At 72.7% G+C, this 20,689-nt stretch carries 16 protein-coding genes; 4 read left to right on the forward strand and 12 right to left on the reverse strand.

What is annotated here, in order from left to right:
• Positions 1-475: 475 nt before the first annotated feature.
• Positions 476-1,276: an IclR family transcriptional regulator gene (locus OIE49_RS12595; RefSeq protein WP_326802393.1), complete on the reverse strand. Its 801-nt coding sequence runs from the start codon at positions 1,274-1,276 to the stop codon at positions 476-478.
• Between the two features lie 228 nt (positions 1,277-1,504).
• Between OIE49_RS12595 and OIE49_RS12600 the strand changes: the two genes are divergently transcribed.
• The 4 genes from OIE49_RS12600 (at position 1,505) to era (ending at position 6,405) form a co-directional block, all read left to right on the forward strand.
• Positions 1,505-2,497, forward strand: a complete 993-nt coding sequence (locus tag OIE49_RS12600; RefSeq protein ID WP_326802394.1) for a PDR/VanB family oxidoreductase — start codon at positions 1,505-1,507, stop codon at positions 2,495-2,497.
• A gap of 28 nt (positions 2,498-2,525) precedes the next feature.
• Positions 2,526-3,731: a cytochrome P450 gene (locus OIE49_RS12605; protein ID WP_326802395.1), complete on the forward strand. Its 1,206-nt coding sequence runs from the start codon at positions 2,526-2,528 to the stop codon at positions 3,729-3,731.
• A gap of 268 nt (positions 3,732-3,999) precedes the next feature.
• Positions 4,000-5,361, forward strand: coding sequence for an MFS transporter (locus OIE49_RS12610; RefSeq protein WP_326802396.1), 1,362 nt, complete (start codon positions 4,000-4,002; stop codon positions 5,359-5,361).
• Between the two features lie 90 nt (positions 5,362-5,451).
• Positions 5,452-6,405, forward strand: coding sequence for a GTPase Era (gene era / locus OIE49_RS12615; RefSeq protein WP_326802397.1), 954 nt, complete (start codon positions 5,452-5,454; stop codon positions 6,403-6,405).
• On the opposite strand, the gene OIE49_RS12620 is transcribed toward era, so the two are convergent.
• The 11 genes from OIE49_RS12620 to OIE49_RS12670 form a co-directional block, all read right to left on the reverse strand.
• Positions 6,287-8,515, reverse strand: coding sequence for a glycoside hydrolase family 31 protein (locus tag OIE49_RS12620; RefSeq protein ID WP_326802398.1), 2,229 nt, complete (start codon positions 8,513-8,515; stop codon positions 6,287-6,289). The two genes, era and OIE49_RS12620, sit on opposite strands and share 119 nt — an antisense overlap.
• Positions 8,516-8,661: 146 nt before the next feature.
• On the reverse strand, positions 8,662-9,783 hold the full coding sequence (locus tag OIE49_RS12625; protein ID WP_326806208.1) for a carbohydrate kinase family protein: 1,122 nt from the start codon (positions 9,781-9,783) through the stop codon (positions 8,662-8,664).
• 189 nt (positions 9,784-9,972) lie between these two features.
• Positions 9,973-11,262 (reverse strand): glucarate dehydratase family protein, encoded by a 1,290-nt coding sequence (locus OIE49_RS12630; RefSeq protein ID WP_326802399.1) that lies wholly within the window; start codon positions 11,260-11,262, stop codon positions 9,973-9,975.
• Positions 11,259-12,224 (reverse strand): 5-dehydro-4-deoxyglucarate dehydratase, encoded by a 966-nt coding sequence (locus OIE49_RS12635; RefSeq protein WP_326802400.1) that lies wholly within the window; start codon positions 12,222-12,224, stop codon positions 11,259-11,261. The genes OIE49_RS12630 and OIE49_RS12635 overlap by 4 nt, the downstream gene beginning before the upstream one ends.
• Positions 12,225-12,322: 98 nt before the next feature.
• Complete coding sequence (locus OIE49_RS12640; RefSeq protein WP_326802401.1) at positions 12,323-13,312, reverse strand: adenosine deaminase; 990 nt, start codon at positions 13,310-13,312, stop codon at positions 12,323-12,325.
• 21 nt (positions 13,313-13,333) lie between these two features.
• Entirely contained in the window at positions 13,334-14,239 is a 906-nt protein-coding gene (locus OIE49_RS12645; protein WP_326802402.1) for a ribonuclease Z, read from the reverse strand.
• A 6-nt stretch (positions 14,240-14,245) separates the two neighbouring features.
• The gene (locus OIE49_RS12650) at positions 14,246-14,599 is read right to left on the reverse strand and encodes a histidine triad nucleotide-binding protein (RefSeq protein ID WP_100566904.1); all 354 of its coding nucleotides are present in this window, start codon (positions 14,597-14,599) and stop codon (positions 14,246-14,248) included.
• A 185-nt stretch (positions 14,600-14,784) separates the two neighbouring features.
• The gene (locus tag OIE49_RS12655; protein WP_326806209.1) at positions 14,785-17,967 is read right to left on the reverse strand and encodes a S41 family peptidase; all 3,183 of its coding nucleotides are present in this window, start codon (positions 17,965-17,967) and stop codon (positions 14,785-14,787) included.
• 170 nt (positions 17,968-18,137) lie between these two features.
• Entirely contained in the window at positions 18,138-18,713 is a 576-nt protein-coding gene (locus OIE49_RS12660; RefSeq protein WP_326802403.1) for a hypothetical protein, read from the reverse strand.
• A 125-nt stretch (positions 18,714-18,838) separates the two neighbouring features.
• Positions 18,839-19,579 (reverse strand): 16S rRNA (uracil(1498)-N(3))-methyltransferase, encoded by a 741-nt coding sequence (locus tag OIE49_RS12665; protein WP_326802404.1) that lies wholly within the window; start codon positions 19,577-19,579, stop codon positions 18,839-18,841.
• Positions 19,576-20,664 (reverse strand): nitronate monooxygenase, encoded by a 1,089-nt coding sequence (locus OIE49_RS12670; protein WP_326802405.1) that lies wholly within the window; start codon positions 20,662-20,664, stop codon positions 19,576-19,578. The genes OIE49_RS12665 and OIE49_RS12670 overlap by 4 nt, the downstream gene beginning before the upstream one ends.
• Positions 20,665-20,689: the final 25 nt, after the last annotated feature.

Raw genomic sequence — 20,689 nt, forward strand, 5'->3', positions numbered from 1 at the left:
AACACCCTTCCGCGAACACCGGCCCCGCGCGAACACCCACGCCCCGAACGCCGGTCCGCCCGAGCCTCCGTCACCGCCAACGCCCGACCCACGCGTATGCCCATCCCGCCAGCCCCTTCGCCGCCAACGCCCGCGTCCCAGGCGGTTGCCCGCACCACCAACCCCCGCACCGCCAACGCCCGCGTCCCGCGCGTATGCCCGCACCGCGAGAACTCCCGCACCACCGAGGCCCCGCGTCCCGGGCGTATGCCTGCCCCGCACGAACTCCCGTACCGCCAACACCCGCGTCCCAGGCGGATGCCCGCACCGCCGACGCCCGGCCGCGCACCCCCGTCCCTGTGAAGCGCCCATCCCACGCGAACGCCGGCGCCCGACCCGGGCGAACCGCCGCACCGCCGACGCCGCACCGCGAACGCGGGCCTGCCTGCGCCCGGCGGCAGGGCCCAGGCCCCCGCCTTGCTCGGCCGTGCCGGCGCTACGCGGCCAGGCGGCCCGCCTCCCGGGCGATGCTTCGGGCGGCGATCTGCAGGACCGGGACGATCCCGGCCGGTCGGGGGCGCGTTCCGACGGTGACCACGCCGAGGGCCGCGATGACACCGCCGCCGACGGCGGTGACCGGCACCGCGATGCCGTGCGCCCCCTCGACCGCCTCCTCCAGGGTCATGGCGTAGCCCTTGCGACGGACCTGTTCGAGTTCACGGCGCAGCCGGGTCGGGTCGATCACGGTGTGCGGGGTGAGCCGCTGCGGGTTGGCCAGGGCGGCCCGCGCGAGTTCCGGCGGTCCGTAGGCGAGGAACGCCTTCCCTCCGGCACTGGCGTGCAGGGCGAGGCGGTCGCCCACCCGGTGCAGGGCCGGACCTGGCTGGGTCCCGGAGATCCGTTCGAGCAGCAGGGCGTGGGCGCCGTCGAGGACGAAGAGGTTGACCACGTGCTTGGTCAGGAAGAGCACGTCGTGCATGTAGGGCGCGGCCAGTTCGGCGAGGCCGTGGTGGCTCTCGGACAGCAGCCCCAGGGACCACAGCTTGTGGCCGATGCGGTACCGGCCACCGGTCCGCAGCAGGCCGCCCCACTCGACGAGCTCACGGACGAGCCGGTGGCAGGTGGCCACCGGCAGCCCGCTGCGGCGGGAGATGTCGCTCAGGGACAGCTCGTAGTGCTCCGAGTCGAAGGTGTCCAGGATCCTCAGCGCACGGGCGGCGACGGATTTCGGCGCCGCCCCCGCGGATCCCGCCGGCAACGCCTCCCGCTCGGTGGGCCGCTTGTCCTGAGAGCTCATGAAACCGCACAGTACGACCCGTGGGAGGCGAAGGAAAGCCCTCGGGAAATTCCGGGAAGCCGCAGGTCGGAATAGCGGTGAGCAGGGACACGTCGACCAGGGCGCCCATGACGGTTTCTACTGAGTGGAAAGCCTCGGGGAAAGGCGCTCCGCGCTACCTAACATTCCCGCACCGGTGCGACACGGTTCGCCCGGCCCCCGAGGACCACGTGAGAAAGCAGGCTTCAGATGGGCGGACTCAGTGCGCGCGCGGACCGCCGCGGCGTCGGGGCCAGCACCCGCGAGGTGATCGCGGAACGCGTGGACCGGATCGCCGACGGTGTCGTCTCCCTGGTCCTCGTGACCCCGGACGGGTCGCCCTTCCAGCCGTGGGAGCCCGGCGCCCACATCGACGTCCACCTCGGCGACCAGTACGTGCGGCAGTACTCCCTGTGCTCCTCCCCCGACGACCTGTCGCACCTGCGTGTCGCCGTCCTCGACGTCCCCGGCTCGCGGGGCGGCTCCCGCTGGATCCACGGGAACGTACGCCCCGGCGACACGCTGGAGATCTCCGAGCCGCGCAACAACTTCCCGGTCAGGGACTCCCGGAAGTACCTCTTCCTGGCCGGCGGCATCGGCATCACCCCGATCATCCCGATGATCGAGCGGGCGGCGGAGGCGGGCAAGGACTGGCGCCTGGTCTACGGCGGACGGTCGCGCGGCAGCATGGCCTTCGCCGAGCAGCTGGTCGGCACGTACGGCGACCGGGTCGACGTCGTCGCCGAGGACGAGCGCGGCCGCATGGACCTGGCGGGCGTGCTGGCCCTGCCCCGGGCCCACATGCTGGTGTACGCCTGCGGGCCGGGCGGGATGCTGCGCGCGGTCGAGGACCTGTGCATGGGATGGCCGCCCGGCTCACTGCACACCGAGCGGTTCGCGGCGACCGCGCTGGGCCCCGGGTCCGTGGCCGAACCGTTCGAGGTCGAACTCGCACGCAGCGGGAAGACCGTTTCGGTGCCCACCGACCGCACGATCCTGGAGGCGGTCGAGGACGTCGGTGTCCGCGTGCTGTCCTCGTGCCGGCAGGGCCTGTGCGGCACCTGCGAGACCACCGTCGTCTCGGGCGAGCCGGAGCACCGGGACGCGGTGCTCACCCAGGACGACCAGGACGGGGGCGCGACCATGATGATCTGCGTCTCCCGTGCGGCGGCGGGCTGCGGCCGACTCGTCCTCGATCTGTGACAGACCGGCACCGAAAGAGGTTCTCTTCATGACCATCGCACCTGCCGAGGGCGTCGTCACGCTCCCGGACGACCCCTTCTCCCCGGCGAACATCGCGGACCCCTGTCCGATGCTGACGCGGCTGCGCGAGGCCGGCCCCGTGACCTGGCTGGAGAAGTGCGGCGCGTACGCGGTCGCCGGCTTCGAGGAGGTCTACGAGGTCCTCACCGACTTCGAGACGTACTGCTCCTCCGGCGGTCTCGGCCCGCGCGACATCCGCGAGGACGCGGGATGGCGCCCGCCGAGCATCCTGGAGTCCGACCCGCCGATCCACACGGTCATGCGGCGCGCGCTGACCGGCGTCATCAACCCGGCGACGGTACGGCCGCTGCGGGAACGTTTCACCGGACCTGCCGAGGAGATCGCCGACGAGCTCGTCGCCCGCCGCGAGTTCGACGTGGTCAAGGACCTGGCGGAGAAGTACCCGCTGCGAGTCTTCCCCGACGCGGTCGGCATCCCCCAGGAGGGCCGGGAGAACCTGCTGCCCTACGGCAACATGGTCTTCAACGCGTTCGGCCCGCAGAACGAGATCTTCGACCTGGCCTTCGCCCACGCCGACGAGCACAGCGCCGCGATCCTGCGCAACTGCGCCCGGGAGAACCTCGACGACACCGGCTTCGGCGCGCGCATCTGGGACCGCGTGCAGGACGGTCTGATCACCGCCGAACAGGCCGCGCTCCTGGTGCGGGCCCTGCTGTCCGCGGGGGTCGACACCACCGTCTTCGGGATCGGCAACACCCTCGCCTGCCTGGCGCGTTCGCCCCGGGCCTGGGCGGCACTGCGCGAGGACCCGTCCCTCGCCAAGTTCGCCGTGGACGAGGCGCTGCGCCTGGAGTCCCCGTTCCAGAAGTTCCACCGGACGACCACGGCGCCAGGCGTGCTGGGCGGCGTCCACATCCCGGCGGGCGCCAAGGTGCTGCTCTTCATCGGCGCCGCCAACCGCGACCCGCGCAAGTGGGGCGCGAACGCCGACACGTACGACCTGGACCGGCAGGCGTCCGGCCACGTCGCGTTCGGCATGGGACTCCACCAGTGTGTCGGGCAGCCCATCGCCCGGCTCGAGATCGAGCTCGTACTCAAAGCCCTCGCCGCCCGCGTCGACACGATCGAACTCACCGGCGAGCCGGTCCCGCTGACCCACAACGTCCTGCGCGGATTCGCCTCCCTGCCCGTCCGGGTCACACCGCGGTCCTGACCACCGCGCCGCCCCCTTCTCCATCCCGTCCGGCCCTCTGCCCCGGCCGGCCTTCTCGCCCCGTCCGGCCCTCTCCCGGCCGCGCGGCCTTCTCCGTCCCGTCCGGCCGCGACAAGGCTCAGGCCTCGCGCGTCCCGTACCGGCCCCGCGCCCGACGACGGGTACGGGTCACGGCTTCCAGGAGCCGTCGGCAGCCCGCCGGCGGCTCCGCCCCTCCCTCTTCGCTCCCAGCGGTCCGTTCGCGACCGTCTCCGCTCCGGAGGCTTCCATGACGCAACACCTCGCCACGCCGCCATCGGCCCCATCGGTTCCGGACCCCGCGGATCCCCGCCACTGGACCCCCAGGAAGCGCACGTCCTACGGCTGGCTGACGGCCGTCCTGCTGCTGGTCCTGATGATGATCAGCTGGGCGGACAAGGCCATCCTCGGCATCGTCGCCGTACCGGTGATGCGGGATCTGCACATCACCCCCGAGCAGTTCGGTCTGCTCGGCAGCGCGGTGTTCTTCCTGTTCGGTGTCGCCCAGCTGGTCGCCGCGCCGATCGCCAACCGTGTGAAGTCGAAGTGGATCCTGCTGGCCCTGTGCCTCATCTGGGCCTTCGCCCAGGTGCCGGTCTTCGTCTTCGCGTCGCTGCCCGCACTGTGGTTCAGCCGGGTCCTGCTGGGCGCCGGCGAGGGCCCGCTGGCCCCGATGATGATGCACTCCGTCTACCAGTGGTTCCCGAAGAAGAAGGGGGCCACGCCCGCGGCTCTCGCCGCCTCCGGCGTGACGCTCGGCATCGTCTGCTTCGCGCCCGTGCTCTCCTGGATCGCGGCCGACTTCGGCTGGCAGGCGACCTTCGTCTTCCTCGCGTTCATCGGCGTGGTGTGGGCGGTGCTGTGGCTGGTGCTGGGGAAGGAGGGGCCCTACACCTCGGAGCAGGCCGAGCACGAGATGGAGGGGACGGCGCCCGTCGACCCCGGTCGCACCGCTCCCGTCGCGCAGCCCGTGAAGTACCGGCGCTCCTTCCTCACCCCGTCGTGGCTCCTCGCCGTGCTCTGCTCCTTCCTCGGCTACTGGACCTTCGCCCTGGCCACGTCGTGGCTGCCCACGTACTACGAGAAGGTCATGGGATACGGCACCCAGCAGGCCGGATCGATGATCGTGTTCCCCGCGCTCTGGGGCACCGTCGCCACGGTCGGGCTCAGCTGGATCACCCAGGTCCTCGACGGCCGCGGTGTCCCGACCCGGGTCTCGCGCGGGGTCGTCCTCTCCTCCGCCACCGTCTTCAGTGGTCTCACCCTGCTCCTCGGCGCCCTCGTCCCCGACGACACCGTGCGCATCGTCGCCTTCACCTTCGGATTCGGCACCGCTCCGGCCCTGTTCGCGGTGACCTACCTGGTCGCGGCCGAGATGACCACGGTCGGCCAGCGCGGCGCCGTCCTCCAGGTGACCAACGCCCTGCTCAGCACCGGCGGCCTGTTCGCTCCCGCCATCACCGGATTCCTGGTCGGCTCGGCGGCCACGAGCGCGCTGGGCTTCACCCACGCCTTCGTGCTCACCGCCGTGCTGCTGCTGGCCGTGGGCGCCCTGTCGATGGCCTTCATCAACCAGCAGCGGGATCGTGCCCGGCTGGGCCTCGCCGACTGAGCACGGGCCGCCCCGGCCGGGTCTCCGGCCGGGGCGGCCCGTACCACCCTTGGTACAGACAGGGCTTGTCGATCAGGGACAATGGGCGCCATGAGCGTTCGCAACCAGTCATCCGAGCAGTCCGTCGCGGCTTCCCACCGGGCCGGCTTCGCCTGCTTCGTGGGCCGCCCCAACGCGGGCAAGTCCACCCTCACGAACGCTCTGGTCGGGCAGAAGGTGGCGATCACCTCGAACCGGCCGCAGACGACGCGGCACACCGTGCGGGGCATCGTCCACCGCCCGGAGGCACAGCTGATCCTGGTGGACACACCGGGCCTCCACAAGCCGCGCACCCTGCTGGGAGAGCGGCTGAACGATGTCGTACGGACCACCTGGGCCGAGGTCGACGTGATCGGCTTCTGCCTGCCGGCCGACGAGAAGGTCGGCCCCGGTGACCGGTTCATCGCCAAGGAGCTGGCCGGCATCAAGAAGACGCCCAAGGTCGCGATCGTCACGAAGACGGACCTGGTGGACTCCAAGACGCTCGCCGAGCAGCTGATCGCGATCGACCAGCTGGGCAAGGAACTGGGGATCACCTGGGCGGAGATCGTGCCGGTGTCGGCGACGGCCAACAAGCAGGTGGACCTGCTGGCCGACCTGCTCGTCCCGCTGCTGCCCGAGGGGCCCGCGCTCTACCCCGAGGGCGACCTCACGGACGAGCCCGAGCAGGTCATGGTGGCCGAGCTGATCCGGGAAGCGGCGCTGGAGGGTGTGCGGGACGAACTTCCGCACTCCATCGCGGTGGTGGTGGAGGAGATGCTGCCCCGTGAGGACCGGCCCGCGGACAAGCCGCTGCTCGACATCCACGCCAACGTGTTCATCGAGCGGCCGAGCCAGAAGGGCATCATCATCGGCCCCAAGGGGAAGCGGCTGAAGGAAGTCGGGATCAAGTCCCGCAAGCACATCGAGGCGTTGCTGGGGACACCGGTGTTCCTCGACCTTCACGTGAAGGTCGCGAAGGACTGGCAGCGGGACCCCAAGCAGCTGCGCCGCCTCGGCTTCTGAGAGCCCCGGTAAGGGCGCCCAGGGCCTTCTTCGCGCCCTTCGCGTTCAGGTCGATGAAGACCGGGGTCGTGTTCAGGGGGGTCGTGTAGGCCGGGAGGGTGCGGGGGCCCTGGAGGGTGCGGGCGTGGGTCACGTCGTACCAGGTGCCCGGGGGCAGGTGGACCGGGCGGCTGGGGGCGTCGGTCAGTTGGGGGGCCGCCAGGATCGCGGGGCCCAGCATCCACTCGTCGGTGATCGTGTACGCCTGCTCGTCGTGCGGGAAGTCGAAGAAGAGCGGGCGCATGATCGGGTCGCCGGTGCGCAGTGTGTTCCTGACCTGGTCGCGGATGTAGGGGGCGAGGCGGCCGTGGCGGGCGATGGCCTCGCGGTAGAGGCCGGCGGTCCGCGCGTCGTACACCACCTTCCGGCCGGTCGTCACATCGACGGTGTCGACGGGTGACGTGGACGAGTACATGAGCGGCATCAGCGACGCGGCCTGGGCCCAGCGGACCAGGACCTGACCGGTGGGGGCTGGCTGACCGCTGGAGCCGCCGATCATGTCGGTGGTCACGAAGGGGTAGCCGATGGTGGAGATGGCGAGGTTCTGCGTCACGGCGGCCCGCAGGGAGTTCCACCCGGTGCCCTTGTCGAGCTGGCGGGTGACGAACCCGGCCCGGTGCGCGGTGGTGTCCCAGTGGACGCGGATGCCGACGCCCTGGAGGTCGAACTTGTCGGCGAGCTGAGCGCCGAGGCGCTGGTAGTCGGTGGGCTGGTGACCGGCGCGGGGAACGCACCGCTCGTCGAAGAAGCGGGTGTCGAACTTCAGCCCGTCGACGCCGTAGGTGCTCATCAGGCCGCGGAGCCGGCCCTCGTACCAGGCCCTGGCCTCCGGGTTGGCGAGGTCGACGATCCCGGCGGTGCCGTTCCACCAGGTGACCCGGCACGGCTCGGCGGGATCGGCGGCGGTGCCCAGCAGATAGCCGTGGTCGGCCGCGTACCGGTACTGGTCGGAGTCCAGGTTGATCCACAGCGTCACCCAGAGGCCGAAGTCGAAGCCGAGGCCGTGGATCCGGCGGGACATCGCCCCGGGGTCCGGGTAGGCCTTCGGGTCGAAGGTCATGTTCCCGTAGTCGGACTCCCACTTGTCGTCGAGCTGGAGCGTGTGCCCGGTGATCCCGTGGTCGTGCAGGTCCTGCGCGTAGCCGAGGAGCCTCGCCTGGTCGACGTGGGTGTAGAACTGCGCCCAGGAGTTCCACACCGGCTCGGCGTACTGCCGCGGGGTGGCGTCGCTCTTGTCCGGCTTGCCGACGACGCCGACGTAGTCGCGGTAGACCCCCAGCGGCGTGGACTCGACGAAGACGGTTGCCCGGTAGGGGCCCGCGGACTCGATGTCGAAGCGGCCGAGGCCGTCCTCGTCCTGGTTGATGGCCACGTTCATGACGTGCCCGGTGTCCACGTGCAGTCCGGCCGCGGAGGACGTGTACCAGAACGGGTCGACCATGTAGTAGGAGGCGGGCCCGAAGGCCGGGTCGGCGACCTGCCCGCTGTCGAGCGGCCAGGGCTGGTCGGTGGCGGGGCCGCCGTGCGGGGTCCGGGTCTCGCCGTGGCCGTACCAGTGGCCGGCGGAGGACAAGTCGTAGGCGAGGCCAAGGCGTTCGGGGGCGGCGCCGACGACCTGCCAGTCGAGCCGGTAGCGGTCGGCGGACGGGGTGACGCGGGCCCGTACGGTGGCGCCGGGCGCAGTCGTGGCGGCGGTGAGGGTGAGCGTGCCGTTCTTCCAGGTCCAGTCGGTGACGCGGGTGGCGTGCCGCCATGTGCCGGCGGTCCGGAAGCGCAGTGCTCCGGTGCCGCCTCCCGCGGTGGCCAGAACCGTGGCGCCCGAACGGGTGGTCGTCAGGGCGAGTTGATTCCTCGTCACCCGTAATGCGTAACCGGGGGTGGTGCGGTCCGCCGGTACGGTCAGGGTGAGCTGGTCCGGGGAGTGGGTGAGCCGGGGCGCGTGCGGGTCGGCGGCGGTCCCTTTCAGCGTCCGCGCCCGGGCCGGTTCCGGCACGGTCAACGCGACGGGCAGCGCGAGGACAAGGCCGAGGACGGCGAGGAGCACTCCGGGGCTGCGTGATGGTCTGCGCACGACGCGTGTCCTTCGACGGTGGGAGTCGGGAGGCCGGAGCTGCTTGCCTCACCGTGCTCGGTCGCGCCGATGATCGGACGGCGGACGTCACCTGTCAACGACCTTCCCAGTCAGGTCGTGGGCGGCTCGGCATGCGACCGCGCCGGTCAGGCCGGCCTGCGGAATCCGATCGTCGGCACGGCCCGGCGCCGCGGCCACGGCTCGACGCTCGCCTCGGGAATCAGGGCCTCCAGGAACGCGTACCGCCGCAGGGCCGCCGGGTCCTGGCCCTCGACCGACTGCACCCGGCGCCACCAGGCGGCGATCTCGGACCAGCCGGGGGCCGACAGGGAGCCGCCGAACTCCTGCACGGACAGGGCGGCGGTGAGGCCGGCGAAGGCGAGCCGGTCGGCCAGCGGCCAGCCGGCCAGGGTGCCGGTGACGAAGCCGGCCACGAAGACGTCGCCCGCGCCGGTCGGGTCCAGGGCCTCCACCGCGATGGCGGGCACCTCGGCGCTCTCACCCGTGCGCCGGTCGACCGCGTAGGCGCCCTCGGAGCCGAGGGTGACCACCGCGAGCGGTACGTACGCGGTGAGCGCGTGCGCGGCAGCGCGCGGACAGTCGGTGCCCGTGTAGCGCATGGCCTCCGCGGCGTTGGGCAGGAACGCCTCGCAGTGCTCCAGGTCGGACAGGGAGGCCAGGTCCCAGGCGCCGGTGTCGTCCCAGCCGACGTCACCGAAGATGCGCGTGCCCTCGGCCGCGGCCTGGGCGATCCACGGGGAACGCCGGCCCGGCGTCAGGGAGGACACCGCGGCCCGCGCGCGGGGCCGGCACGCCGGGGCGCCCTCCTGGAGGAACACGGCCTCCGGGGGCGGCTCGTGGCCGTGCGAGACCATGGTGCGCTCGCCCTCGTACGCCATGGAGACGGTGACCGGCGAGTGCCAGCCGGGCACGGTGCCGGACGGGGACAGGTCGATGCCCTCGCCCTGTTCCAGCGCGTCCCAGCAGTAGTCGCCGTAGTGGTCGTCGCCGAAGGCCGCCGCCAGGGACGTCCGCAGTCCCAGGCGGGCCAGCGCGGTCGCCATGTTGGCGACCCCGCCGGGGCTCGAACCCATCCCGCGCGCCCAGGACTCGGTCCCGCGCACCGGGGCGGATTCGAGTCCGGTGAAGACGATGTCGAGGAAGACGGTGCCCGTGAGGTACACGTCCCAGGGCGGGTCGTCCGCCGCGCGCAGTCCGGCCAGCGGGTCGACCGGGTGATCGACGTGGGCGTGCGGCGCCCCGACGATGTACTCCCGGCCGCCCCGGTCCTCCGGGCCGTCCCGGTCCTCCGGGTACTCCGGTCCCGCTTCGGCGGAGATCCCGGCGGACGTGTTGGACGCGGTCACGGTGCGCTCCCTGGCGTGGTGCTGGTCCGGCCAGTGTGCACCAGAGCGCCGACGACACGTCGGCGCTCGGGCCGGGAAGCGCCGACGCGCCTACCAGCGGGGGGTCGCCGGGGCGGTCCAGCCCGGTTCGGCGACGCGCATCGCCGCCGCGTCGTCGCGGTCGCGCAGCCGGCCGTCGTCCTCGGCCCAGCGGCGGTGCAGGAAGGCCAGCCTGTCCCGGTCGAGTTCGACTCCGAGGCCGGGGCCGTCGGGGACGGCGACCCGGCCGCCGTCGAAGGTGAGCCGCTCGGTCAGGACGTCCTCCGACTGCCAGGGGTAGTGGGTGTCGCAGGCGTGGTGGAGGCCGGGCACGGTGGACGCCACGTGGGTCATGGCGGCGAGGCTGATCCCCAGGTGGGTGTTGGAGTGCATCGACACGCCGACGCCGAAGGCGGCGCACAGGGCCGCGAGCTGCTGGGTGTTGCGCAGGCCGCCCCAGTAGTGGTGGTCGGAGAGCAGCACCTGCACCGCGTTCGAGGTGAACGCCTCCCTGATCTCGGCGAAGGTCGTCACGCACATGTTGGTGGCCAGCGGCACGCCGGTCCGGGCGGCCACCTCGGCCATGGCGGGCGTGCCGAGGGCGGGGTCCTCCAGGTATTCCAGGACGTCCCCGAGCTGCCGGGCCACCTCCACGGAGGTCTCCACCGACCAGGCCCCGTTGGGGTCCAGCCGCAGCGGGTGTCCCGGGAAGGCCTCCGCCAGGGCCCGTACGGCGGCGATCTCCTCCTCGGGCGGGAAGACGCCGCCCTTGAGCTTGAAGGAGGTGAAGCCGTGGCGTTCGGTGAACGCGCGTGCCTGCTCGACCACCCCCGCCGGGTCGAGCGCGGCGCCCCAGTCGTCCTTCTCGCAGGCGACGCCCTCCGGATGCCCGGCCCACTTGTAGAAGAGATAGGCGCTGTACTCGACGGAGTCGCGCACCTTGCCGCCGAGCAGCTCGTGCACGGGCAGGCCGAGCGCCTTGCCGAGGGCGTCCAGGCAGGCGACCTCGAAGCCGGACAGGACGGACAGGCGCAGTTTGTCGGCGGTCTGGACGCCGCGCAGCCCGCCGACGTCGACGGCGTTCTCCACCCGGGAGGCGTCCACGGCGACATCGAGGCCGAACAGGCCGTTCAGGTCGGTGATCCGGCGTCCCGTCAGCCGGTCGGCGAGCGGGCGGGCCAGTTCCAGGTACTTGGTGTCGCCGTAGGTCTCGCCGTATCCGGTGATGCCGTCCGCCGTCACCACCTCCACGATCAGGCGGGGTGTGTACGGCTGGTGGACGCCCTGGGTGTTCAGCAGCGGCGGGTCGGCGATCAGGATCGGGGTCAGCCGTACCTCGCTGACGGTCAGGTCGCCGGTCACAGGGCGGCTCCCACGATGTCGAGTCCCGCGGAGAGCAGTTCCCGCAGGTCGGCCAGGTCGGCGGGCGAGGGTTCGGTGAGCGGGGCCCTCACGGGTCCGACGGGGCGGCCGCGCAGCCGGGCGGCCGCCTTCACCAGGGACACGGAGTATCCGGGCACCCGGTCGCGCAGTTCGACGAAGGGGACGTAGAAGTCGCGCAGCAGTTTGTCCGCGGAGCCGGCGTCGCCGGATCGCAGCGCGGCGAAGAAGGCGTTCGCGATCTCGGGGGCGAAGGCGTGCACGGCGGAGGAGTAGGCGGCCACGCCGACGGTGGCGTAGGCGCGGGCCTGCATCTCGGCGGTGGGGGCGCCGTTGAAGAACAGGAAGCCCTCGGGGGCGGCGAGGGTGAGCCGCTGGAGGGCGTCGAGGTCGCAGCGGCCGTCCTTGAGGCCGATGACCGAGGGGATCCGCGTGATGCGCCGGAAGGTCTCCAGGCCGTACGCCACCTGTCCGCGCTGGTAGGCGATGAGCGGCAGCCGGGTGCGGGCGGCGAGCTGTTCGAGCTGGGCGGCCAGTCCGTCCTGCGGGGCGGCGACGAGGTAGTGCGGCAGGACGAGGAGCGCGTCGGCGCCGGCCTCCTCGGCGATGCGCGCGAACCGCGCGGCCTGCGCCCAGCCGTAGCCGGTGCCCGCCACCACGGGCACCCGGCCCGCCCCCTCCTCGACGGCGATCGAGACGACCCGGCGGTACTCGTCCTCGTCCAGGGAGAAGAACTCGCCGGTGCCGCAGGCCGGGAAGAGGGCGCCGGGTGCGGTGGCGAGCTGGGCGGCCAGATAGGCACGGCAGCCGTCGGGGTCGAGCGAGCCGTCGTCGTGGAACGCCGTCAGCGGGAAGGACAGCACGCCGTGCGCCATCCCGTCCCGCAGTCTGCGCACCACATCGGACGGACCCGCGGTGTTCGTCTCCGGACTCACCCTGGCCATCTCCCCACATAGACGCCATCCACGTATGGGAACGGAGTTTAGAAACGCGAACACGCTCCGTCAACGGGCGTGCGGGGAGCGGTCGTTGGCGAGAGGCCCTACGGGAACTCGTACGCCTCGACCTCGGCGAGGTACCGGCGGCGCCGCTCCTCGTCGTGTTCCAGGAAGGAGGCGAGGAAGGAGTTGCGGGCCAGTTCGCGCAGCCGGTCCTTGCCCAGGGCCAGGGTGTCGCGCACGGCGTGGAAGTTGTCGCCGACGTAGCCGCCGAAGTAGGCCGGGTCGTCGGAGTTGAGCGTGCACAGCAGGCCGGCGTCCAGCATGGCGGGCAGCGGGTGGTCGGCCAGCGTGTCGACCGCGCGGAGACGGACGTTCGACAGGGGGCACACGGTCAGCGGGATCCGGTCGCGCACCAGGCGGGCGACCAGCTCCGGGTCCTCCATGCAGCGCAGCCCGTGGTCGACGCGCTCGACGCCGAGCACGTCGAGGGCCTGCGCGATGTACTCCGGCGGGCCCTCCTCACCGGCGTGCGCCACGCGCCTCAGCCCGAGGGCGGCGGCGGCCTCGTACACCTCGCGGAACTTCGCCGGCGGGTGACCCGCCTCGGCCGAGTCGAGGCCGATCCCGGTGATCCGGTCGAGGTACGGCTTGGCTGCGTCCAGGGTCTCCATGGCCGACTCGGCGGACTCGTCGCGCAGGAAGCACATGATCAGCTGGGTGGAGACCCCGTGCCGCTCGCTGCGGCCCAGCGCCCGCCACAGTCCCTCGACGACCGTGTCCATGCCGACACCGCGGGAGAGGTGGGCCTGCGGATCGAAGAAGATCTCCGCGTGCCGGACGCCCTGCGCGGCGGCCCGCGCGAGATAGGCGTCGGCCAGGTCCTCGAAGTCCCGCTCGGTGCGCAGGACGGCCATGAGCTCGTAGTACAGGTTCAGGAAGGACTGGAGGTCCTCGAACCGGTAGGCCTCGCGGAGCGCTTCGGTGTCCGCGTACGGCAGTTCGACGCCATTGCGCGCGGCCAGCTCGAACGCGAGCTCCGGCTCCAGGGTGCCTTCGATGTGCAGGTGCAGTTCGGCTTTCGGCAGAGGCATCGGAACATCGTACGTCCCTGGTCAGCGCCGTTTCGGGACCGGCACTCTGAGCAGGTCGTACGCCACGGTCAGCTCGCCGTCGAACCCGGCCGCCCGTGCCTGCCGCTCGAACTCCTCGGGCCCGGTGTACCGCTGGCTGAAGTGGGTGAGGACCAGATGTCGCACACCGGCGTCCCGCGCCACCCGCGCCGCCTGACCAGCCGTCAGGTGGCCGTGCTCGACGGCCAGCGGCTCGTCCTCGTCGAGGAAGGTCGACTCGATGACCAGCAGGTCGCAGCCCTCGGCAAGCGCGTGCACGCCCTCGCACAGCCGGGTGTCCATGACGAACGCGAAGCGCTGTCCCGGCCGCACCTCGCTGACGGCCTCCAGCGGGACCCCGTCCAGGGAGCCGTCGCGCTGGATGCGGCCCACGTCCGGGCCCTTGATCCCGTGCGCGGCGAGCCGCTCGGGCAGCATGCGCCGCCCGTCCGGCTCGACCAGCCGGTAGCCGAAGGACTCCACCGGGTGGGAGAGCCGGCGGGCCTCGAAGGTGTACGCCGGGGTGGTCGCGAGGACGCCGTCGGCGTCGACCGGGACCTCGGTGAGCCCGACCGTCTCGCGGTAGGCGGTGGCGTAGCGCAGGCGGTCGAAGAAGCGCTTGCCCGAACGCGGGTAGTGCGCGGTGATCTCGTGCGGCACCCGGTCGAGGTTGATCCGCTGGATCACCCCGGCCAGGCCGAGGCTGTGGTCGCCGTGGAAGTGGGTGACGCAGATCCGGTTCAGGTCGTGCGCCGCGACCCCGGCGCGCAGCATCTGGCGCTGGGTGCCCTCGCCGGGGTCGAACAGGATGCCCTCGCCGTCCCAGCGCAGCAGGTAGCCGTTGTGGTTGCGGTGCCGGGTGGGCACCTGGCTCGCGGTGCCGAGGACGACCAGTTCACGTACGGACACGACGGCCTACCCGGGGGGCCACTGAAGGCCGCGGCCGCCGAGGACGTGGGCGTGGGCGTGCCAGACGGTCTGGCCCGCGCCGGAGCCGGTGTTGAACACGACGCGGTAGCTGTCCAGCTTGTCCTCGTCGGCGATCGTCTGCGTCTCACGCAGGACGTCCGCGGCGAGGGCGGGGGCCCCGGCGGCGAGGGCCGCGGCGTCCTTGTAGTGCGCCTTGGGGATCACCAGGACGTGGGTGGGCGCCTGGGGGTTGATGTCGCGGAAGGCGATGGTCGTCTCCGTCTCGCGGACGATCGTGGCCGGGACGTGTCCCGCGACGATCTTGCAGAACAGGCAGTCGTCCTGGGGTTCCCCTGCCATGCGGTGCCTCCTCGGTTTGATCCAGTACGGGCATGTTACCGAGCGCTGATTTCCAGGTTGCCCGGTGTTTCCCGGCGGGGGCGGGCGCGCAGCCCGGCGCTTGCGGAGTGCCGCCCGCGCCCACCCGTGCCGCCCTGGGGGTCCCCCTGCTCGAAGAGCTTGGGGGAGGCACGTATGCCCGCGGCTTATGGCAGACCGGGCGGAGTCTTCGCCGGTGTTGTCTCCAGTGCCTCCAGCGCGAGGCGGATCGCCTCGTCCAGGGGGGCGTCGAGGGCCGCCGCGTGGTCCTGCGGGCGCTGGGCCACCTCGATGTCCGGGTCCACGCCGTGATTCTCCACGCCCCACCCCTGACCCTCCAGCCAGAAGGCGTACTTGGGCTGGGTGATCAGCGTGCCGTCCACCAGGCGGTAGCGGCTGTCGATGCCGATCACGCCGCCCCAGGTGCGGGTGCCGACGACCGGTCCGATGCCGAGCGCCTTGATCGCCGCGTTGACGATGTCGCCGTCGGAGCCGGAGAACTCGTTGGCGACGGCGACGACCGGACCGCGGGGCGCGTCCTGCGGGTAGCTCTCCGGCTGCATGCCGCGCGGCAGGTCCCAGCCGACGATCCGCCGGGCCAGCTTCTCCACCACGAGCTGGGAGGTGTGGCCGCCGCGGTTCTCGCGGACGTCGACGACGAGTCCCTCGCGGGCCACCTCCACGCGCAGATCGCGGTGGATCTGCGCCCAGCCGAGGGCCTGCATGTCCGGTACGTGCAGATAGCCGAGGCGGCCGCCGGACCGCTCGTGGACATGGGCCCGGCGGCCGGCCACCCACGCGTGGTAGCGCAGGGGCTCCTCGTCGGCGACGGGGACCACGACCGCGTGCCGCGGGTCGCCCCCGCCGGCCGGCAGGACGGTCAGCTCGACCGGCTTGTCCGCCGTGCCGACCAGCAGCGGGCCGGGTCCGGCCACCGGGTCGACCGGCCGCCCGCCGACCGCGACGATCGCGTCCCCGGCGCGCACCGCGACGCCGGGCGCGGAGAGCGGGCTGCGCGCGTGCGGGTCGGAGGTCTCCGAGGGCAGGATCCGGTCGATGCGCCAACTGCCGTCCTCATGCCGGGAGATGTCCGCGCCGAGCAGTCCCTGCCGGGTGCCGTGCCCGTAGCCGCCGGCCGGTATGACGTAGGCGTGGGAGGTGCCCAGCTCGCCGTGCACCTCCCACAGCAGGTCGACCAGGTCGTCGTGGGTGGCGATCCGGTCCAGGACGGGCCGGTAGCGGTCGAGGACGCCGTCCCAGTCGACGCCGCCCATGTCCGGCCGCCAGAAGTGGTCCCGCATGACGCGGCCGGTCTCCTCGTACATCTGCCGCCACTCGGCGGCCGGGTCGACGGTCTGCCGGACGCGGCCGAGGTCGACGGTGATGTTGGAGTCGCTGTCCTCGTCGCCGGAGGCGCGCCGGTCGCTGGGCACGACCTTCAGCTTGCCGTCCGTCCACAGCAGGACCCGCTTGCCGTCGCCGCTGACCGCGAAGTGGTCGGCGTCGGCGGCGAGGTGCTCGATGCGCTGCTGGAGGAGGTCGTAGCGCTCCAGCTCGGTCTTCGGGTCGGGGTCGTCCGGCGTGGCGCGGGAGGCACCGAGGACTCCGCGCACCGGGTGCCTGAGCCAGAGCACACCGTCCTTGGCGGCGCGCAGGTTCGAGTAGCGGGCGGCCTCGACCGGGAAGGGCACGATGCGGTCGGCCAGGCCCTCCAGGTCGATCCGGGTCGCCGGGACGCCCTCGCTGTCCGGGGTCTCCTCCTTGTCGGGCGTCTCGAAGGGCCGGCCGTGCCGCTGCGGGCCGAACGGCGAGGGGGTCGCCGCGGCGAGCGTGATCAGGTGCGGGCGGGAGCTCTCGACGAACGCCAGGTCGAAGACGTGCTCGTCGTAGACCGGGTCGAAGGAGCGGTGGGAGAGGAACGCGAGGTGCTTGCCGTCGAGGGTGAACGCGGGCGCGTGGTCCCGGAAGCGCAGCGGGGTCGCGTCGGTGACCGACAGGTCGGTGGTGTTGGCGAGGCGGAGCTGGCTGAGGGGGCGCGGGCCGGGGTGCGACCAGGCCAGCCAGGCGGAGTCGGGGGAGAAGGCGAGGTCGCACACGTCCCCGTGCTCGCTGCGGTCGACCTCGCGCACCTCGCCGCTCTCACGTTCGACGAGCAGCAGCCGGCCGTCGTGGGAGGCGACGGCGACGCGGCTGCCGTCGGGAGCGGTGACGAGTTCCAGGACACGGCCCAGTTGCCCGGCGCCCAGCCGGCGCGGGGTCGCGCCGGGCGCGAGTCCGGTGGCGGGCGCGAACTCCAGGGCGTCGTCGCCCTCGGCGTCCGTCACCCACACCACCCACTCCTCGCCCTCGGCGCGGAAGGTGCGCGGCAGCCGGGTGCGTACGCCGGGCTCGGCGGCGAGCGCGCGGGTGGGACCGGAGCGGTGGGTGACCCAGTGGACGGCGCCGCGCACGGCGACCGCGCTGCCGCGCGCGGTGTGGTCGGGGGACGCCGAGCCGAACCAGTGGGAGGCGCTCAGCGGATAGGGCTGGAGGTCGACGCGCGGCCCGCCGAGCCGGATGTCGATCCGGCGCGGCTCGGCGCCGTCCAGGTCGTCGAGGAGCCACAGTTCACCGGCGCTGGAGTAGACGACCCGGGTGCCGTCGGTGGCCGCGTGCCGCGCGTAGAACCCCTCCAGGGGGGTGTGCCTGCGCAGGTCGGAGCCGTCGGCGAGGGAGGAGTACAGCGCTCCGGTGCCCTCGTGGTCGGAGAGGAACGCGATCCTCCCCCAAGCTCTCGAGTCCGCTCGACCAGGGGGTACCCCCATCCCCACCCACAGCGGGTATTCGAGGTTGCCGTCCAGTGCCTCGTGCAGCCGGACGAACTCCCCCGTGTCCTCACGGTCGATCCACAGCTTGCCCGCCGCGCCGCCCCGGTACCTCTTCCACCAGGCCGCCTCTCGGCCCATCGGCGCGGACAGCAGCACGGTGTGCGGGCCGTGGGCGACGTCGCCGACGGGCCCGTACGGCAGGGTGGTGGCCGGTCCGCCGTCGAGCGGGACGGCGCGCGCCCAGGTGCGGCGGAGACTGGCCTGGCCCTGGGTGCTGAGCGCGAGGACCTCGCCGTCCGGGGTCCAGCCGCGCACCTGTGTCCTCGTACTCCCCCAGTACGTCAGGCGTCTGGCGGGGCCGCCGTCGACCGGGGCGATGTGCGCCTCGGGTGCGCCGTCGCGGGTGGAGGTCCAGGCGACGAAGGCGCCGTCGGGCGAGATACGGGGGTGGTTCACCGGCACGTTGTCCGCGCTGACCCGCCATGCCCTGCCGCCGTCCAGCGGCGCGAGCCACACGTCGTCCTCGGCGGTGAAGGCGACCAACTCGCCCCGCAGATGCGGGAACCGAAGATACGAGAACGAGGCGGACGAGGCGGAGAACACGGACGCGGACGACGATGTGGGCTGAGTCACGTGATCACCCTACGCAGGGGCGGCGGCCACGGACAGGGGGCGAACGGCCTCCCCGCGCGCGAACCGGCGGCCGTGCCGTCTCACTTGCCGCGCACGGGCCAGCAGGTGGGATCGCCCTGGCACCAGATCGTCCGCGTGACCGTCACCGTGACCCCCGGCTGCGGCTGCCCTTGGGTGGGCCGGTAGGTGACGGGTGGCCGGTACGTCGGCCCGGTCGTGGCGTCGCAGTCGCCGAGGCCGCGCACGTGAAACCACTCCTTGCCGCCCACCGAGGCGGTCAGGTCCCCGCGCACGCAGGCTCCGTCGACGGCCCGGGTGACCTCCCCGGTGACGGTGATCCTCCGGCCGTCCTTCGTCTCGCCCACGCAGTCCACGGAGACCACGGTGATCTCGGACGCCGAAGGCGCCGGACTTCCCGCCGCGCGTGTCCGGCCCCCGTCGCCGTCCCTGCCCGTGCAGTTGAGCCAACTCACGGAAGCGTGCCGCCGGTTCAGTTCCGCCGTCGCCGTCCTGTCGGTCGTGTACGCCGCCGAGCCCGCGTTGAGCCCGCCGGGATCGCATGCGACGGCGCCGCCCGCGGCGACCACCGCGAGCACCGTCACGGCCCTCACCCGCCGCCTGTGCGGCAGGCGCCGAATCCGTCTCAATGCCCCCATGTACGGCAGCCTGCCACCGCCGCACCCAGGACGGTAGAGCGCATACGGCCACGCGCGCGCCGCGCACGCCCGCGCTCGTCCGGTCGGCCTCGGGACGTGCCCGGCCGGTCAGGACAAGCGGCTGATCAGGACCAGCGGCCGGTACGGCCCAGCAGCAGGGCGGTCGCCGCGGTGCCGGCGGTCGAGGTGCGCAGCACGGTGGGCCCGAGCACGTACGGCTTGGCGCCCGCGTCCCGGAACTGCGCCAACTCCTCGGGGGACACCCCGCCTTCGGGGCCGACGACCAGCACGATCTCGCCCCGGGCGGGGAGTTCGGCGGTGGCCAGGCGCTCCTCGCCGCTCTCGTGGAGCACGGCGGCGAAGTCGGCTCCGGCCAGAAGTGCGGCAACCTGTTTGGTCGTCGCCGCGTCCGCGACCTCGGGGAAGCGCACCCGGCGGGACTGCTTGCCGGCCTCGCGGGCGGTGGCACGCCATTTGCCGAGCGCCTTCAGACCCCGGTCGCCCTTCCACTGCGTGATGCAGCGGGAGGCGGACCACGGCACGATCGCGTCCACGCCGACCTCGGTCATGGTCTCCACGGCGAGTTCACCGCGGTCGCCCTTGGGCAGCGCCTGGACGACGGTGATACGGGGGGACTCCGGCGCTTCCTCGACGAGAGCCGTCAAGTCCGCGATCACCAGCCGGTCCTTGCCCTCGGCTGCCTTGACCACGCCCTCGGTCCAGCGCCCGCGGCCGTCCGTGAGCACCACGTCCTCGCCCGGCCGCAGCCGCTTGACCGAGACCGCGTGCCGCCCCTCGGGGCCGTCCAGCACGAACTCCGTGCCGATCAGCTTCAGTTCGTCGACGACGAACACCGGCGCGGTCATCGCGCGTCACCTCCTGCCGCCGGGCCCGCCGCCAACGCCGCGCGTGCCGCGTCGAGTTCGGCGAGCAGTACCTCCACGAGCTGTCCCGCGGGCAGTACGCGGGCCATCCGGTGGCCCTGGCCCGCCCACAGTGCCATGCCCTGCGCGTCCTTCGCCTTGCCGGCCGCCTTGCGCAGCGGCGCGGTGAGGTGGTGGACCTCCGGGTAGGCGGCGGGCGCGTAGGGGCCGTGCTCCCGCATGAAGCGGTTGACCAGTCCGCGGGCCGGCCGCCCGGAGAACGCCCGGGTCAGCTCCGTACGCGGGAACACCGGGTCGGTGAGAGCTTCCTTGTGCAGCTTGTGCGCGCCGGACTCGGGGGTGGCGAGGAAGGCCGTGCCGAGCTGGGCGGCGCCGGCGCCTGCCGCGAGCACGGCGGCGATCTGGCTGCCGCGCATGATGCCGCCCGTGGCGATGATCGGCAGGGCGACCGTCTCACGGATCTGCGCGACGAGCGAGAGCACGCCGATCCCGGCGCCGTCCTGTTCCGGCAGGTCGCGGTGGGTGCCCTGGTGGCCGCCGGCCTCCACGCCCTGGGCGATCACCGCGTCCGCGCCCGACCGGTCCACGGCGAGCGCCTCCTCGGTGGTGGTGGCGGTGGCGAGGACGAAGGTGCCGACCCGGTGCAGGGAGTCCACGACCTCGCGGGCGGGCACGCCGAAGTGGAAGGAGACCACCGGCACCGGGTCCTCGAGGAGCACGGCGAGCTTGGCGTCGTAGCCGTCGTCGCGTCCGGACTCCGGGTCGCCGAGTTCGGTCTCGTACCAGCCGGGCTCACCGGCGAGCTGGTGGGCGTAGAGGTCGACGGCGCCGGTCTCGGCGCTCTCCGGCTGCGGCATGAACACGTTGACGCCGAAGGGGCGGCCGGTCAGTCCGCGAAGCTGCTTGATCTCCTGGTACATGCCGTCGGCGGTCTTGTATCCGGCCGCGAGGAATCCCAGCCCGCCGGCGTCGGACACCGCCGCGGCGAGCGGCGGCACCGCGGGACCGCCCGCCATCGGCGCCTGCACGATCGGGTGCGGGAAGAGATCGGTCAGTGCGGAGGACATGACGGCATGTTGTCACGTCCGCCGG

Source organism: Streptomyces sp. NBC_01788, assembly GCF_035917575.1.
GTDB lineage: Bacteria > Actinomycetota > Actinomycetes > Streptomycetales > Streptomycetaceae > Streptomyces.